The organism is Rhodococcus sp. ARC_M5, from assembly GCF_022810405.1.
Taxonomy (GTDB): Bacteria; Actinomycetota; Actinomycetes; order Mycobacteriales; family Mycobacteriaceae; genus Rhodococcoides; species Rhodococcoides navarretei.
This window is the reverse complement of sequence record NZ_JALGQE010000003.1, coordinates 339,640-355,476: the sequence shown is the minus strand read 5'-3', so window position 1 is coordinate 355,476 and position 15,837 is coordinate 339,640. Positions and strand designations below refer to the sequence as shown.

Annotated in this window: 12 protein-coding genes; 4 read left to right on the top strand and 8 right to left on the bottom strand. The window is 64.6% G+C overall.

The features are described 5' to 3' along the window. Positions 1-52 precede the first annotated feature (52 nt). From sfnG to MTX34_RS07165, 6 genes are all read right to left on the bottom strand, one after another. On the bottom strand, positions 53-1,177 hold the full coding sequence (gene sfnG / locus MTX34_RS07190) for a dimethylsulfone monooxygenase SfnG (RefSeq protein WP_243608909.1): 1,125 nt from the start codon (positions 1,175-1,177) through the stop codon (positions 53-55). Positions 1,178-1,200: 23 nt separating this feature from the next. Beyond that, entirely contained in the window at positions 1,201-2,424 is a 1,224-nt protein-coding gene (locus MTX34_RS07185) for an acyl-CoA dehydrogenase family protein (protein WP_243593705.1), read from the bottom strand. 75 nt (positions 2,425-2,499) lie between these two features. After that, on the bottom strand, positions 2,500-2,841 hold the full coding sequence (locus MTX34_RS07180) for a DUF2200 domain-containing protein (RefSeq protein WP_243593706.1): 342 nt from the start codon (positions 2,839-2,841) through the stop codon (positions 2,500-2,502). Positions 2,842-2,977: 136 nt separating this feature from the next. Further along, positions 2,978-3,889, bottom strand: a complete 912-nt coding sequence (sucD, locus tag MTX34_RS07175; protein ID WP_222089956.1) for a succinate--CoA ligase subunit alpha — start codon at positions 3,887-3,889, stop codon at positions 2,978-2,980. Between the two features lie 8 nt (positions 3,890-3,897). After that, a complete protein-coding gene (sucC, locus tag MTX34_RS07170; RefSeq protein ID WP_032377331.1) occupies positions 3,898-5,061 on the bottom strand; it encodes an ADP-forming succinate--CoA ligase subunit beta in 1,164 nt (387 codons plus the stop codon). A gap of 146 nt (positions 5,062-5,207) precedes the next feature. After that, the gene (locus tag MTX34_RS07165; protein WP_243608908.1) at positions 5,208-7,073 is read right to left on the bottom strand and encodes a hypothetical protein; all 1,866 of its coding nucleotides are present in this window, start codon (positions 7,071-7,073) and stop codon (positions 5,208-5,210) included. 240 nt (positions 7,074-7,313) lie between these two features. Between MTX34_RS07165 and MTX34_RS07160 the strand changes: the two genes are divergently transcribed. Beyond that, complete coding sequence (locus MTX34_RS07160) at positions 7,314-8,348, top strand: M23 family metallopeptidase (RefSeq protein ID WP_243608907.1); 1,035 nt, start codon at positions 7,314-7,316, stop codon at positions 8,346-8,348. A gap of 69 nt (positions 8,349-8,417) precedes the next feature. Here the strand turns inward: MTX34_RS07160 and pcrA are convergent, their stop codons facing one another. Further along, positions 8,418-10,886, bottom strand: a complete 2,469-nt coding sequence (gene pcrA, locus MTX34_RS07155) for a DNA helicase PcrA (RefSeq protein ID WP_243608906.1) — start codon at positions 10,884-10,886, stop codon at positions 8,418-8,420. A gap of 297 nt (positions 10,887-11,183) precedes the next feature. Between pcrA and MTX34_RS07150 the strand changes: the two genes are divergently transcribed. After that, on the top strand, positions 11,184-11,474 hold the full coding sequence (locus MTX34_RS07150; protein ID WP_243593958.1) for a chorismate mutase: 291 nt from the start codon (positions 11,184-11,186) through the stop codon (positions 11,472-11,474). A 45-nt stretch (positions 11,475-11,519) separates the two neighbouring features. On the opposite strand, the gene MTX34_RS07145 is transcribed toward MTX34_RS07150, so the two are convergent. Next, positions 11,520-12,971, bottom strand: coding sequence for an NAD-dependent succinate-semialdehyde dehydrogenase (locus MTX34_RS07145; protein ID WP_243608905.1), 1,452 nt, complete (start codon positions 12,969-12,971; stop codon positions 11,520-11,522). Between the two features lie 81 nt (positions 12,972-13,052). Between MTX34_RS07145 and pgi the strand changes: the two genes are divergently transcribed. Beyond that, positions 13,053-14,702: a glucose-6-phosphate isomerase gene (gene pgi, locus MTX34_RS07140; protein ID WP_243608904.1), complete on the top strand. Its 1,650-nt coding sequence runs from the start codon at positions 13,053-13,055 to the stop codon at positions 14,700-14,702. A gap of 127 nt (positions 14,703-14,829) precedes the next feature. Then, positions 14,830-15,798, top strand: a complete 969-nt coding sequence (locus MTX34_RS07135) for a type IV toxin-antitoxin system AbiEi family antitoxin domain-containing protein (protein WP_243608903.1) — start codon at positions 14,830-14,832, stop codon at positions 15,796-15,798. Positions 15,799-15,837 lie beyond the last annotated feature (39 nt).

The following is a 15,837-nucleotide window of genomic DNA, read 5'->3' as shown; positions in this document are numbered from 1 at the left end:
GGTCCGAGAACTCACGCTACTGCACGGACCCGACCGCTCGAGGAACTCCAGGTCAGTGGGACGCGACCAGCTGCTGGTCGTTCGATTCGGCAGCTTCGAGCTCTCGAACCAGCGGCAGCACCCTGGCTCCGAAATATTCGATGTCCTCCTGGAAGTGAAGGAACCCACCGAGAATCAGGTCGACGCCGCGGCGCCGATAGGCGACGATGCGTTCGGCCACCTGCTCCGGGGTGCCGATCAACTGGGTCTTGAAGCCGTCGTTGTACTGCACGAGGTCCTCGAACGTGGAGTCGGCCCACATTCCCTTCTTGTCGCCCGTCGAATTGCCCGCCTGTTGCACCGCCCCCTTGAAGCCTTCGACGGCAGGCTTGTTCGCCTTCTCGATGATTTCGCGCAGCGTGTCTCGGGCTTCCTTCTCGGTATCGCGCGCGATGATGAACCCGTTGAGCCCGAACTTGACCTCGCGCTGGTGATCGCGCGCGACGCGACGGAGATTGTCGAGTTGCTCGGTGACGCCGGCGAAATCCTTGCCGTTGCTGAAGTACCAGTCCGAGTATCGTCCGGCATTCTCCTGTGCGGCAGACGAATTGCCACCTTGGAACAGTTCGGGATTGGGTCGATCAGGTGTGTTGAGGGGCTTGGGCTTGAGCGTGAAGTCGTGGATCCGGTAGAAGTCGCCCCGGAAGTCGACGTCGTCCTCGGTCCAGATCTTGCGTAGTACCTGCAGGAATTCTGCACTGCGACGGTACCTTTCGTCGTGCTCGAGCCACGGCTCACCGAGGTGAGTGAACTCGTCCTTGAACCATCCGCTGACGACATTGACGGCGAAGCGACCGTTCGAGAGGTGGTCGGCCGTGGCACCGAGCTTGGCGAGGACCGCCGGCTGCCACAGCCCGGGATGCACTGCCGCAATAACTTTGAGCCTTTCGGTGGCCAGCAGCAGCGCGAGCGAGAAGCTGGTGGATTCGTGCTGGAACTCTGCCCCGTAACTCGCTTCGTAGCGCACCTGACTCAGGGCGTACTCGAATCCGTTGTTCTCGGCCGTCTGCGCCAGCTTCTTGTTGTATTCGTAATCCCAGCCGGTGCGTTGTTCGATGGTGCTGGTGACCAGGCCTCCCGAGACATTGGGTACCCAGTACGCGAATTTGATTGCGTCGGCGATTCTTTCGGTGCTCATTCGTGTTCTCCTACCAGTGCGTTCTATGAATACCAGGTCGGCTCGGGCAGTTCGCCCGTGAGAACCCAGCGCCCGACCTCACGTCGCTTGTACGCGACCGGATCGTGCAGGGTGTGCGTACGTACGTTGCGCCAGAAGCGGTCGAAGCCGTACTTACTGGCTGTCGCTCGTGCGCCGAGCGCCTCGAACACCGCCCCGGTGATCTCGAGCGACACCTCCGTGGCGCGTGCCTTGACTGCAGCCACTCGCACCTCGTGATCGCCGCGCTCCTCGGCGGTGACGTTCCAGGCGTTGTCGTGAATCTTCTTTCCTTCCAACGCCACTGCGTCGGCGAGAGCTTCCACGGCCCACAGCTTGGACGTCAGGTCGCCGTAGATGTCGATGATGTACGGCTCGTCGACGGCCTTGTCCACCGTGCTGTGTAGCCACGCACGGGTCTTGTTCTTGGTGTACGACGCCGCTTCCTCGAGTGCACCCCTCGCGATTCCGAGGTAGAAGTTGACGAACACCAGCTGAATGGTCGGTACGTTGAGGGTGTTGTAGACGCGCGGCTGAAAAGCTTTGTTCACGAACCCCGCTGCACTGGCCCAGTCGACGCGAACCTTGTCGATGGTGACGCTGCCACTCTCGGTCTGCCGCTGGCCGATGTTGTCCCAGTCGTCGTGGAACGACAGTCCTTCGATGTTCGACGGCACGATCGCGAAGACGTGATCGGTGCTGCCTTCGAGGGCTCCCTCGAGCACGGTGACGTCGGAGACTCGGCTGCCGGTGGAGAAGGTCTTGGAACCGTCGAACACGATGGTGTCGCCCTCGTCGGTGACGGTGACGTCGTTGTCTCGGGGGTTGACGGCTCCGCCGAAGAACCACTTGTTCTTCGTGGCGTCGGCCTCGACGGCCTCGATCTGCTCGGGGGTGCCCACCAGGCGTGCGGCCCAGAACCACAGTAGGTGGTACCCGAGCAGCTGGCCGATCGAGCCGTCGGCCTTCGAGACGGCTCGAATGACCTGGTACGCGGTGGGCCAATCCTGGCCCGCGCCGCCGTGTTCGATGGGACCGAGCAGGGTGACGAGCCCGGCGTCCTTGAGGAGCTGAACCTCGTCATGCGGCGCGGCATTGCCCTTGTCGCGGGCGACGGCATCGACAGCGAGGAGTTGAGCTACCTCACCCGCGCGGGAAATCCATCCGGCAGCAGTGGTGGGGGCGTCGGACCAGGTTTTGGTGAGTGCACGATTCTCGGTGGTTGTCATGACGCCAAGTGAAGTCCGACAACGATTCGATGACCACACTTCGATTCAGCATGATTTCAATACCCCGTGTCGGGGTCAGCCACGCAAGATCTTCTCCATCTTCTTGCCCTTGGCGAGTTCGTCGATCAGCTTGTCCAGGTAGCGGATCTTCTGCATCAAGGGGTCTTCGACGTTCTCGACGCGTATGCCGCAGACGACTCCGGTGATCAGCTCCGCGTTCGAGTTGAGGTTCGCTGCCGCGAAGAAGTCGTCGAACGTCGCTTCGGCCTGGAGATGGCGGTCGAGGTCCGATTGGTCGAAACCGGTGAGCCATCGAATGATCTCGTCGACCTCGGCTTTGGTCCGACCTTTGCGTTCGGCCTTGTTCACATAGTGCGGATAGACCGAGCTGAAGGCGGTGGTGAAGATCTTGTGCACGCGGATCAATCTAGACCCCTTCGCGTGAATGTGACATTGCACCGCCCAGACGCATGCAGTGGTCCATTGACGCGGACCGGGGCGCACGAAAAGGCCCGCCACCGAAATCGGTGGCGGGCTTTCACAGAAGCGAGTCCTACTTGACGGACAACGATTCCAGGATTTCGCGCGCGAGGGCAGCGGTCTCGGACGGCGTCTTGCCGACCTTGACGCCTGCGGCCTCTAGTGCGTCCTTCTTCGCCTGCGCCGTTCCCAGCGAGCCGGAGACGATGGCGCCTGCGTGGCCCATGGTCTTGCCCTCGGGAGCGGTGAAGCCTGCGACGTAGCCGACGACCGGCTTGGTCACGTTGGCCTTGATGTAGTCGGCTGCACGCTCTTCGGCGTCGCCACCGATCTCACCGATCATGACGATGACCTTGGTCTCGGGGTCCGCTTCGAATGCCTCGATGGCGTCGATGTGGGTGGTTCCGATGACGGGGTCGCCGCCGATGCCGATGGCCGTCGAGAACCCGAAGTCGCGGAGCTCGAACATCATCTGGTAGGTCAGCGTGCCGCTCTTGGAGACCAGGCCGATGGGGCCGGTTCCCGAGATGTTGGCGGGCGTGATGCCGACCAATGCTTCACCGGGAGTGATGATTCCGGGGCAGTTCGGTCCGATGATGCGGGTCTTCTTGCCCTTCTCCACGTTGTAGGCCCACGCGTATGCGGAGTCCTGCACGGGGATGCCCTCGGTGATGACGACGAGCAGCGGGATCTCCGCGTCGATCGCTTCGACGATGGCGTCCTTGGAGAATGCCGGCGGCACGAACGCGATGGACACGTCGGCTCCGGTCTTCTCCATGGCCTCGGAAACCGAAGCGAAGACCGGGAGTTCGATGTCGTTGCCCTGTGCGTCGACGTGCTTGACCGTGGTGCCGGCCTTGCGTGCGTTGACGCCACCGACGACCTGGGTGCCGGCCTTGAGCATCAGGGCGGTGTGCTTGGTGCCTTCGCCGCCGGTGATGCCCTGGACGATGACCTTGTTGTCCTTGTTCAGAAAGATTGACATGGTTTCCTCTACTTCGCTGCCAGCTCGGCGGCCTTGTCGGCGCCCTCGTCCATGGTTCCGGCGAGCGTCACCAGCGGGTGCGCGGCGTCGGCGAGAATCTTGCGGCCCTCTTCGACCTTGTTGCCGTCGAGACGGACGACCAGCGGCTTGTTGGCGTCGTCGCCCAGCTTCTTCAGCGCGCCGACGATGCCGTTGGCGACTGCGTCACACGCGGTGATACCGCCGAAGACGTTGACGAACACGCTCTTGACCTGCTCGTCACCGAGGATGACGTCGAGGCCTGCGGCCATGACCTCGGCCGACGCGCCGCCGCCGATGTCGAGGAAGTTGGCCGGCTTGACGCCGCCGTGTGCCTCGCCTGCGTATGCGACGACGTCGAGGGTCGACATGACCAGTCCGGCACCGTTTCCGATGATGCCGACCTGTCCGTCGAGCTTGACGTAGTTGAGGTCGTTCTCCTTCGCCTTGGCCTCGAGGGGATCGGCTGCGTCCTTGTCCTCGAACTCGGCGTGGCCGGCCTGGCGGAAGTCTGCGTTGGCGTCGAGCGTGACCTTGCCGTCGAGGGCGAGGATCTGATCGTCCGGGGTGCGAACCAGCGGGTTGACCTCGACCAGGAGAGCGTCTTCGTTGATGAAGACCTCCCACAGCTTCTGGATGGTCACCGCAGCGGCGTCGAGCACCTCGGCGGGAAGCTTGCCCTTTTCGGCGATTTCACGAGCGAAAGCAAGATCGACGCCCTTGACGGCGTCGACCGGGATACGTGCGAGTGCGTCGGGGTTCTCCTCCGCAGTCACCTCGATTTCGACGCCACCCTCGACCGAACACATGGCGAGGTAGGTGCGGTTGGTGCGGTCGAGCAGGAAGGAGATGTAGTACTCCTCGGCGATGTCGGAGGCTTCTGCAACGAGAAGCTTCTTGACGACATGGCCCTTGATGTCGAGTCCGAGAATCGCTTCTGCGTTCTCGGTGGCTGCTGCGACGTCCTTGGAGTACTTGACGCCACCGGCCTTGCCGCGGCCGCCGACCTTGACCTGTGCCTTGACCATTACTGGCTTGCCGATTTCTTCGGCAATCTGTGTTGCTCCGGCGACCGTGTCGGTGACACGACCGGCGGAGGTGGGTACGCCATGCTTGGCGAACAATTCCTTCGCCTGGTATTCGAAGAGATCCATCAGCTCACCGTCTCGTCTACGTTGACGCCCGCTCCAGGGGTGTGAGCGGGTCTGAGCATGGACTTTATCCAGGTGCCCCGACAGCGCATCGGGCGCATGGATGCTATGTGGCCTATCTCACCGCTACCGGCTCGATGAAACGGCGGTCACCGATCGGCGCGGCGGGCCGAAAGTGCCGCCGCGACAGCGAGAACGACGATTCCGACCACCGAGGGCACGACGCCGGGGCCCATTTCCGGATCGGTGGCACGCGCAGACGTCAGCGGCCACGACGCCACGTAGACGATCCCCGCGACGACCGACCCGCCGAGCAGAACGCTGCCGCGAACGGGCCGAGCACGCGCCGCGACGACGGCGGCGACCACGACTCCGACGGCGAGCAGCATCTGACCCCAGGTGTCCCAACCCCACGGAAATTCGGTGACGGTCGCGGCGGTCAGATCGCTGCCTCGGTACAAGGGCAGGGCGAGTCCGATGGCGAGCAGAACCCCGCCGAACAGAGCCGCGCCCAGAACCGGAACGTCGAACCCGGCGTCGGCCGAGGTGTCGACGTCGTCGCGTTCGGCCGATCCGGCGAACAGCGCCAACACTCCGGTGGCCACGGCAGCGACGACGCCCGCGATGATCGCCAGGGCTCCGATACCGGTACTCACCCCGTCCACGTCCTCGGCGAGCACCACCGACTGCAACACTCCGGCCGCAGCCGAGACCGCGCCGAGCCAGAACATCGACACGAACGGCCTCGCCGTCGAGGCGAACTCGGAGAACAGCAGCGGCACCGAACCCAGAATCATCACGAACCCCGCGACCAACACCACGCGGGTGGCCAGGATCTGCGGCACGGCAATGCCCGAGTCGGTCCCCAGAATCGGCAACAGCGATCCGAGAACGAACAGCACGCCCGACGCGACGCCTGCACTCCCGGCTGCTGCGTGCCATCGCGTCGTTCCTGGACCGGCGACACCGCGGGCATCTCGCACACCCGTCTCGCGCTGCTGCGCCCTCTCCAGTGCTCGACGGTCACGCGCCGCGGCGACGGGTGCCAGCACCGCGCCACAGATCAGCAGCCCGAGCCCAGCGACCGTTCCCAGGTATGCACCGACGCCGGCATCCACTCGGGCTCCGGTACCGAGTCCCGCCAGCAGACCGACCCCGGCGAACGCGAGCACCCCGAGCCCGGCACCGACGGACGCACCCGAGGCCACGATCGGCGACAGCGAGGCCAACGCAGATGCGGCCACCACCAGCGCCGCGATCCCGACCACTGCTGATCCCACCGCGACGAACACCGGCATTTCCACCACCGCCGTCACGATCACCACCGGATCGTCCGAGCGGTACAGGGACGCGAATGCCGCCACCGCCGCCAGCACACCGGACGCGCCGATCGATGCCGCGAGCAACGGACCGACACGCCCCGCAGCAGCGCGCCCCACGTGCTCGGAATACACCGAGTGGCCGTACCCGTCACCGAGACCGGCGCGATGCACCGCAGACCACCCCGCAACACCCGCCAGAACCGACACAGCGTGACCGAAGAGGAGAACGTAGGTACCGGGGGTGGCGTCGAGCATCGCAGCGCTCAGCGGGCGGAAGAGCTCGAGCCGATTCGCATCGATGGGATCCGCCAGCAGGGCCACATCGAGGAATGCGAGTCCGAGTGCCACCGCGCCGTACCCGGCCAGCAGCGCTGCAGCGAACTCGACACGTTTGCCGGCCACGCCCACCGTAGCGCCGATGACGACGACAACGGGAACGGCCCCGGCCAGGATCGCGGCGATCGTGGCCCCGTCACCCACCGGCGAACCGTCGGCGCTGCGGACGACACCGATCAGCTGTGCCACCACCACGGCAACCGCAGCGATCAGAGCCAGTACGACTGCTGTTGCCACGCGCGAGGTCGGCGACGGGTCGTCGCGCCGACCGAACTCTCCGTCCTGGGCCCGGATGCGTTGTGGCTCCGCTCGCTCGGAGCCTCGGGCGGACGAATCGTCGAAGGTGGGAGTCGGCACTCGGATCACGGTATCGGCTCGATCGGTGCAAGAACCGTTACTGTCGCCGTGTGCCGTCGACGGGTTCCCGTGTCCGATCACGGATGTGGCTCGTCACGAGATAACCGCTGGTCGCCTTGTGAGCCATCTCACATATGCCGCCGGTTTGGGCTGTTAACTTGCGCGCCCCGCAATCATTTCGTTACCGTCTGCCGAGTCTTTCAGTAACAGCCAGGTCACGGACAACGGAGGTAGTAGGTCTTGCAGCAACACCGTGCGTCCTTCACCTCAAGCCGGTTCTCTCGACCTTCGGCCGAAGACGCGACCACGGTCTACAGCTACGAGCCCATCGCCGACGCTGCCGCAGAGCCCGCGTTCGAGACCGATGCCTACGACGCGTACGCCTACTCGCCGTACCAGTACACCGAGGCCGATTTCGCCCGGACCTCGCAGGTCGCAGCCGACGAGTCACCGACCGTCGTCACCACGTTCGCCACTTTTGCTGACGCCACCCCCGTGGCCCGTCGCGGCGGCGCACACCGCATTCCTCTTCCCCCCACCGCGCTCAAGGGCCGAGCAGCAGTTCTCGCGGTAGCCGCAGGTGCAGTCGTCGCTGCCGGCCAGGCCGTCGTCAACGACGACTCGCCCACCGCGGTTGCCACCTCCGAGTACGCACTCGCGGCAGGCGAGGCACCCGCCGCAGCGGTGGTCCCGCCCACGACGACTCCGCAGACCACCGAACCGGCAGCCGACTCGTCCAGCGCAGCGCCGTCGGAGGCACCGCAGATCCTCAGCATCGCCGCACCGGTGGACCTGAGCCAGTTCAACGACCTGCTCGCCAAGGGCCAACGCTTCAGCGAAGAGCGGGCTGCCCGTGAAGCCGCCGCTCGCCGGCCACTGTTCGCGCTTCCGGCGCAGGGCACCTACACCTCCAACTTCGGCACCCGTTGGGGCGTACTCCACGCAGGCGTCGACGTTGCCAATGCAATCGGAACTCCGATCTACGCCGTCGCCGACGGCAAGGTGATCGACTCCGGTCCGGCCGCGGGCTTCGGCATGTGGGTTCGCGTGCAGCATGCCGACGGCACGATCACCGTCTACGGCCACATCGACACCTCGACCGTCACTGTCGGTCAGAACGTCATGGCGGGCGATCAGATCGCAACCATGGGCAACCGCGGCTTCTCCACGGGCCCGCACCTGCACTTCGAGGTTCACCTTCCGGGCGAGCTCAAGATCGACCCGCTCCCCTGGCTCGCCTCCCGAGGGATCTCCCTCGGACCCGAGATGGACTGAGTTCTCCTCCACCGCACAACAAGCCGGACCCCGCTTTCGCAGGGCCCGGCTTTCGCGTTCTCGGAGTCCTTACAGCTTTGTCATCGGGACGCCGCCGATGAGCATCATCTTGACGCGGCCCGCCGAACCGAAGTCGATCAACACCATGGCCTTGACGCCTGCTCCGGTCGATTCCAGCACCGTACCCAGGCCGTACTTGTCGTGACTGACTCGATCGCCCACGGCCAGAACGAGGTTGGAGTTGCGCCCCTTGGCGGCCCCGAAACTCGGCGACGAGCTCTGACCTCGATTCGAGGATCCGCCGTAACTGTTCGAGCCGTAACCGCCGCCCGAGCCGTAACTGTTGGAGCCGTAGCTGCCGGATCTGCCACCACCGATCGCTCGGCCGCCACCGGTGCCGGGATCCTCACGCCGCCAGTCGATCAAGTGCTGCGGAACTTCCTGCAGGAAGCGCGATTCCGGGTTCGCAATCGGCTGACCCCAGGCCGAGCGCATGATCGCGCGCGTGAGATACAGCCGCTGCCGCGCACGGGTGATGCCCACGTACGCCAGACGTCGTTCCTCGGACAGTTCGTTGGGATCGCCGAGTGCCCGCATGTGTGGGAACTGGCCGTCCTCCCAACCCGTCACGAAGACGACCGGAAATTCGAGCCCCTTGGCGGTGTGCAGCGTCATCAGCGTGACGACGCCGGTACCCGAATCGGGAATCTGATCCGTGTCGGCCACCAGAGACACTCGTTCGAGGAACGCCGCGAGCGAACCCGGCTCGGCCAACCCGTCGACGCCGCCGTCGTCCTCGTCGTCACCGGTCTCGAGCGCCTCTTCCGCCACTGCGGCTTGGTTGCGTGCTTCGGACGTGAATTCCCGTGCAACGCTGACGAGTTCGTTGAGGTTGTCGAGGCGCGCGCCGTCCTGCGGGTCGCTGCTGGCCTCGAGCTCGGCTCGGTAGCCGGTGCGGTCGAGTACGGCTTCGACGACATCGCCGATGTCTGCGATGTCGTTGCCGTCCCCGTCGGTCGCGGTGAGCACGGCACGGAGTTCGTCGAGCAACTCCATGAACTGGGCGATCAACTTCTGCTGGCGCGAGTTCAACAACGCCACCTTGCCCGCGGAGGCGTCGTGCAAGGCTTGCGAGAAGCTGATGCCGCGCTGTTCGGCGTGCACCGCGACGCAGGCCTCGGCACGGTCACCGATGCCGCGGCGTGGAGTGTTGAGAATACGTCGCATGCTGACGGTGTCGTCCTCGTTGGACAGCACGCGTAGGTACGCGACGAGGTCTCGTACTTCCTTGCGCTCGTAGAAGCGGACGCCGCCGACGACCTTGTACGGCAGACCGAGCCGGATGAAGATCTCTTCGAGTGCACGCGAGGAATTGTTGGTTCGGTAGAAGACGGCCACCTCGTCGAAACGCACGTCTCCACCGTCGACGAGTCGGTCGATCTCCGAGGCCACGAACGACGCCTCGTCGTGCTCGTTGTCCGCGACATAGCCGACGATCAACTCGCCCTCGCCGGTGTCGGTCCACAGCTTCTTCTCACGCCGGCCGGTGTTGCGCGAGATCACGGAATTGGCGGCCGACAGGATGTTCTGGGTCGACCGATAGTTCTGCTCGAGCAGGATGGTGCGCGCATCGGGATAGTCGCGCTCGAACTCCTCGATGTTGCGGATCGTTGCGCCACGGAATGCATAGATCGACTGGTCGGCGTCGCCCACCACACACAGCTCGCCCGGCGCGACGGTGCCCTCCAATGCGCCGTCCGCGTCGGGGGTGCCGACCAGTTCGCGGACCAGCATGTACTGGGCGTGGTTGGTGTCCTGATACTCGTCGACCAGAACGTGCCGGAACCGACGTCGGTAGTACTGCGCCACCTGTGGGAACGCCTGCAGGATGCCGACCGTCTCGCCGATCAGGTCGTCGAAGTCCATGGCATTGGCCGCGCGCAACCTCTGCTGGTAGATGCCGTAGACCTTGGCCACGAGTCGCGGCAGCTCGGCGGGGTCGCCGTCGGCGTCCTCCACGGCCTTGTCGGGGCCGATCAACTCGTTCTTCAGGTTCGAGATCGCGGTCGAGAGCAGCCGCGCCGAGAACTTCTTGGTGTCGATCTGCAGGTCCTTGGAGATCATCGTCAGCAGTCGCCGAGAATCGTCCGCGTCGTAGATGGAGAAATTCGAGTTCAGACCTGGGAGCAGGGCCGACTGAGCGCGCAGAATGCGCACGCAACTCGAGTGGAAGGTCGAGACCCACATCGCGTTCGCGCGCGGTCCGACGAGTCCGGCGACTCGCTCGCGCATTTCGGCAGCGGCCTTGTTGGTGAACGTGATGGCCAGAACCTGGCCGGGTGACACTCCTCGCTCGGCCAGCAGATACGCGATGCGTCGCGTCAGCACCGCCGTCTTGCCCGACCCGGCTCCGGCCACGATGAGCAGCGGAGATCCGGTATGCACGACGGCCTCGCGCTGCTGAGGATTGAGGCCTTCCAGCAGTGCGTCGGACGAGGTGTTCTTTCGAGACTCGAGGCCTTGGAGGAATGTGTTCATCGTCCGGTCAGGTTACCGGCGCGTACCGACAAACCCACATCGCGTGGTCGTCGGCCGAACCGACGACTTTTCAGGACGGTTGACCCATGGCACACTGGATCGGTGATCGAAAAAACCGTACGTCATCGCCTGCATCGGGTTCGCCGTTGTTCGGTCGTGCGCGCAGGAGCCTGTCGATAGACGCACCGCCCCTGGTTCCAGACGGGCACCGAACCAACAGGCGATGCAGCTCCGAATACGAAAGGCGTAACGGTGACGGACGACGCAGCGATCCAAGATGTGACCCGAGGAGAGACGATGGCCATGACGACGAAGATCGAATCAGAGACCGCAGTGCCCACCAGCGAAGCCGAGATCAACGACCTGCGCCAGGAAATCGATCGCCTCGACGCCGAGATCCTCGCCGCAGTGCGACGTCGCTCCGAGGTCTCGCAGATCATCGGACGCACCCGCATGGCCTCCGGCGGACCGCGTCTGGTCCACAGCCGTGAGATGAAGGTTCTCGAGCGTTTCAGCAGCCTCGGACAGGAAGGCCACACGCTGGCCATGCTCCTGCTCCGCCTCGGCCGCGGTCGCCTCGGCCACTGATCGACCTCCGGTTGGGCGCGCTGCGTGCACGCCCAACCGTCAGCTCTACTTCAATGCGATGTACTTCGTCTCGAGGTATTCCTCGATTCCCTCGGATCCGCCCTCACGGCCGAATCCAGATTCCTTCACTCCCCCGAACGGCGCGGCCGCGTCCGAGATCACTCCGCGGTTGACACCGACCATTCCGCTGTCGATGGCGTCGGCCACCCGTAGCGCGCGGTCCAGGTTCTCGGTGTAGATGTACGACGCCAAGCCGTATTCGGTGTCGTTCGCGGCGTCGATCCCCTCCTGCTCGGTGTCGAAACCGACGATCGGTGCGACCGGCCCGAACACCTCTTCCTTCAGAATCCGTGCCGACGACGGCACGTCGGTGAGTACGGTCGCCGGGTAGAAGTAACCGTCGCCGCCCGGTGCCTCTCCGCCGAGAGCGACGGACGCGCCGTGGGCCACCGCGTCGTCGACGAGTTCCTGCACGGTCTCGAGCTGATCCGCGTTGATCAGTGGTCCGAGCTTCGTATCGGGATCCACGCCCGGTCCGAGCTTCATCTCGGACATCTTGGCGACGAGCTTGGTGGTGAACTCCTCGCGGACGCTGTTGTGCACGTGCAGCCGGTTCGCCGCGGTGCAGGCTTCGCCGCCGTTGCGCATCTTGGCGAGCATCGCGCCGTCCACGGCGTCGTCGATGTTCGCGTCGTCGAACACCACGAACGGTGCGTTGCCACCGAGTTCCATCGAGGTGCGCAGCAAGCGGGTGGCCGACTTCTCGACGAGCGACTTGCCGACGCCGGTCGAGCCGGTGAACGTCAGCTTTCGCAAGCGTGAATTTTCCAGGAGTGGCCCGGTGACGTCACCGGACTTCGATGTGGTGAGCACCGACAGCACACCCTCGGGCAGACCGACCTCGTCGAAGATCTGCGCGAGCAGCAGCATCGTCAACGGGGTCTCCCGCGCGGGCTTGACCACGATGGTGCAGCCGGCGGCCAGAGCGGGCCCGATCTTCCTGGTGCCCATCGCCAACGGAAAGTTCCACGGGGTGATGGCCAGGACCGGACCCACCGGAGCCTTGGTGACGAGAATTCGTCCGTTGCCTGCCGGCGCCGGGGTGAAGCGGCCACCGATGCGTACGGCTTCCTCCGCGAACCACCGGAAGAACTCGGCACCGTACTTCACCTCGGCCTTGGACTCCGCCAGTGCCTTGCCCATCTCCAGGGTCATCAGCAGGGCGATGTCGTCGGCGCGTTCGGTGACCTTCTCGAACGCCGCCCGCAGAATCTCACTGCGCTCGCGGGGCGGTGTTGCCGCCCAACTCTTCTGCGCTGCAGCGGCCGCGTCGAGCGCCTTCATCGCGTCGGCCGGGGAGGCGTCGGCCACCTCGGTCAGCGGCTTCCCGGTCGCGGGATCGTTCACCGCGAACGTCTTGCCTCCCTCGGCGTCGACGGCCTTGCCGCCGATCCACAGTTTTGCCGGAATCGATTCGATCAATGCACGTTGGTCCATACCTCCATGATGCCTCCGCAGTGCCGGATACAAACGAGAACGACGCGCGCGTGACTGTGCACGGGATTACTGTTGGTTGGTATGAGCGTCGATATCACCGGCACGGATGCCTGGCAGAAGCTGACCGATCACCACTCCGCGATTGCCGATACTCACCTGCGGACGTTGTTCGCCGAGGACGCCGACCGAACGCGCAACTTCACTCTCGATGCTGCCGATCTGCACATCGACTACAGCAAGCACCGCATCACTCGTGAGACCGTCGAGTTGCTCATCGAACTCGCCCACACCGCCGATGTCGAAGGCAAGCGCGACGCGATGTTCGCGGGAGAACACATCAACACCTCCGAGGACCGCGCGGTTCTGCACACTGCACTGCGCCTTCCCGCCGACGCGTCGTTGACCGTCGACGGCCAGAACGTGGTTGCGGATGTACACGAAGTCCTCACGGCCATGGGCGAATTCACCGATCGAGTACGTTCGGGCGAGTGGGTCGGTGCAACAGGCGAGAAGATCTCCACCGTCGTCAACATCGGCATCGGCGGATCCGATCTCGGACCGGTCATGGTCTACAACGCGCTCCGCCACTACGCCGACGCCGGGATCTCCGCGAAGTTCGTCTCCAACGTCGACCCCGCTGATCTCGTCGGCGCACTCGACGGACTCGACCCCGCATCGACGCTGTTCATCATCGCGTCGAAGACGTTCTCCACTCTCGAAACGCTGACGAACGCCACCGCCGCCCGGCGCTGGCTCGTCGACGCGCTCGGGGAAGACGCCGTGGCCAAGCATTTCGTCGCCGTGTCCACCAACGCCGAGCGCGTCGCGGACTTCGGTATCGACACCGCCAACATGTTCGGTTTCTGGGATTGGGTGGGCGGACGCTACTCCGTCGATTCGGCCATCGGATTGTCGGTCATGGCCGTTGTGGGCAAGGAAGCGTTCGGCGAGTTCCTCGACGGCTTTCATCGCATCGACGAGCACTTCCGGTTGACGCCGTTGGCCGAGAACGCACCGGTGCTGCTCGGCCTCATCGGCCTGTGGTACAGCTCGTTCTTCGGTGCGGAAACCCGTGCGGTGCTGCCGTATTCGAATGACCTCTCGCGCTTTGCGGCCTACCTGCAGCAGCTGACGATGGAGTCGAACGGCAAGTCCGTCAAGGCCGACGGCTCCCCCGTCACCACGCCGACCGGCGAGATCTTCTGGGGCGAGCCGGGCACCAACGGTCAGCATGCCTTCTACCAATTGCTGCACCAGGGAACACGTTTGGTGCCTGCGGACTTCATCGGTTTCGCCGAGCCCACCGACGATCTGCCCACCCGCGACGGCACCGGCTCGATGCACGACCTGCTGATGAGCAACTTCTTCGCACAGACCAAGGTGCTCGCCTTCGGCAAGACCGCCGAGGAGATCGCCGCCGAGGACACCCCGGCAGATGTGGTGCCGCACAAGGTGATGCCGGGCAATCGACCGTCCACCTCGATCCTCGCCCCCAAGCTCACCCCGTCGGTCGTCGGCCAGTTGATCGCCCTGTACGAGCATCAGGTCTTCGTCGAAGGCGTCATCTGGGGAGTCGACTCCTACGATCAGTGGGGCGTCGAACTCGGCAAGACCCAGGCCCTGGAGCTGACTCCGGTACTGACGGACTCCGAAGCTCCTGCTGCACAGTCGGATTCATCGACCGATGCACTGGTGCGCTGGTACCGGGCGCAGCGGGGTCGTTCGGTTTAGCTCGATCCGTCGCGAATCAGCTCCCCACTTTTGGATATCCGCCTCCGATCGGCGTCGAATATCCAAATGTGGGGAGCTTTTCCGTTGCTGATGGATCCGATCGACCACCCGGCGCGTCCAAGCAGTCATGGACTTACCCCAGACGGATCTGTTCACCCGAGCCGATGCGCTCGCGTTCGGCTTGACCGACGACGACCTGCGGAGACTTCGCCGCACCGGTGAACTGTCGGTTCTGAGGCCGGGGTTCTACGTGCCGCATGCGGTTCTGCAATCAGCGAGTCCGACCGAAAGACACTCCTTGCTGGCGCGGTCTTATCTGACATCCGCGCCTGCGGACCACGTGCTCAGCCACGTCTCGGCGGCCATCGCCTGGGACTTCGACATCTGGCAGCTACCGCTGGACAAGGTGCACATGACGCACGGACTCGACTACGCCAGCAAACGCCGCCCGCTCCGAATCCTCCACGGCACCACGCTGGATCCCACCGAGCGTACGACGATCAACGGCTTTCCGGTCACCACGGCAGCCCGCACCATCGTCGACATCGCGCGCACCACGACCGTCGAACGGTCCGTGTGTGTAGGCGACAGCGCACTGAGGTCCGGCCACACCGATTCCGACGCACTGTCGACGGCGGTGGAGTCGGCACGGTTCCGCACCGGCATCTCCGCCGCCCGACGAGCGGTGTCACTGATGAGCGGGCGCAGCGAGAGCGTCGGCGAATCTCGAAGTCGGGTGCTCTTCGAGACGCTTCCCCTACCGACTCCGCTGCTCAATCAATGGGTGTACGACGGTGCGGGCCGCTTCGTCGGACGGGTCGACTTTCTGTTCTGGGAGTTCAAAGTGATCGGTGAGTTCGACGGCGAATCGAAGTACGACTCCAAGCGGGTACTGCTCGACGAAAAGTATCGAGAGGACCGGCTCCGCGAGTTGGGGTGGGTGATCGTGCGGTGGAATTGGCGGGACCTGAACGATCCTCGAACACTACTTCACCGCTTCGAGCAGGCCTTCGCCCGCGCGGCAGGCCTTCCTACGCCGGCCGGGTGGTTCGGAGACCAGCGGCTGGTGCCCAATCAGCTCCCCAGTTTCGGATAACCGACTCCGATCAGCGTCACATTTCCGAATGTGGGGAGC

Excerpts from the sequence above, each read along its gene's own strand:
- sfnG (WP_243608909.1), bottom strand. The coding sequence starts at position 1,177 with ATGAGCACCGAAAGAATCGCCGACGCAATCAAATTCGCGTACTGGGTA.
- MTX34_RS07185 (WP_243593705.1), bottom strand. The coding sequence starts at position 2,424 with ATGACAACCACCGAGAATCGTGCACTCACCAAAACCTGGTCCGACGCC.
- sucD (WP_222089956.1), bottom strand. The coding sequence starts at position 3,889 with ATGTCAATCTTTCTGAACAAGGACAACAAGGTCATCGTCCAGGGCATC.
- sucC (WP_032377331.1), bottom strand. The coding sequence starts at position 5,061 with ATGGATCTCTTCGAATACCAGGCGAAGGAATTGTTCGCCAAGCATGGC.
- pcrA (WP_243608906.1), bottom strand. The coding sequence starts at position 10,886 with ATGAACACATTCCTCCAAGGCCTCGAGTCTCGAAAGAACACCTCGTCC.
- MTX34_RS07150 (WP_243593958.1), top strand. The coding sequence starts at position 11,184 with ATGGCCATGACGACGAAGATCGAATCAGAGACCGCAGTGCCCACCAGC.
- MTX34_RS07145 (WP_243608905.1), bottom strand. The coding sequence starts at position 12,971 with ATGGACCAACGTGCATTGATCGAATCGATTCCGGCAAAACTGTGGATC.
- pgi (WP_243608904.1), top strand. The coding sequence starts at position 13,053 with ATGAGCGTCGATATCACCGGCACGGATGCCTGGCAGAAGCTGACCGAT.
- MTX34_RS07135 (WP_243608903.1), top strand. The coding sequence starts at position 14,830 with ATGGACTTACCCCAGACGGATCTGTTCACCCGAGCCGATGCGCTCGCG.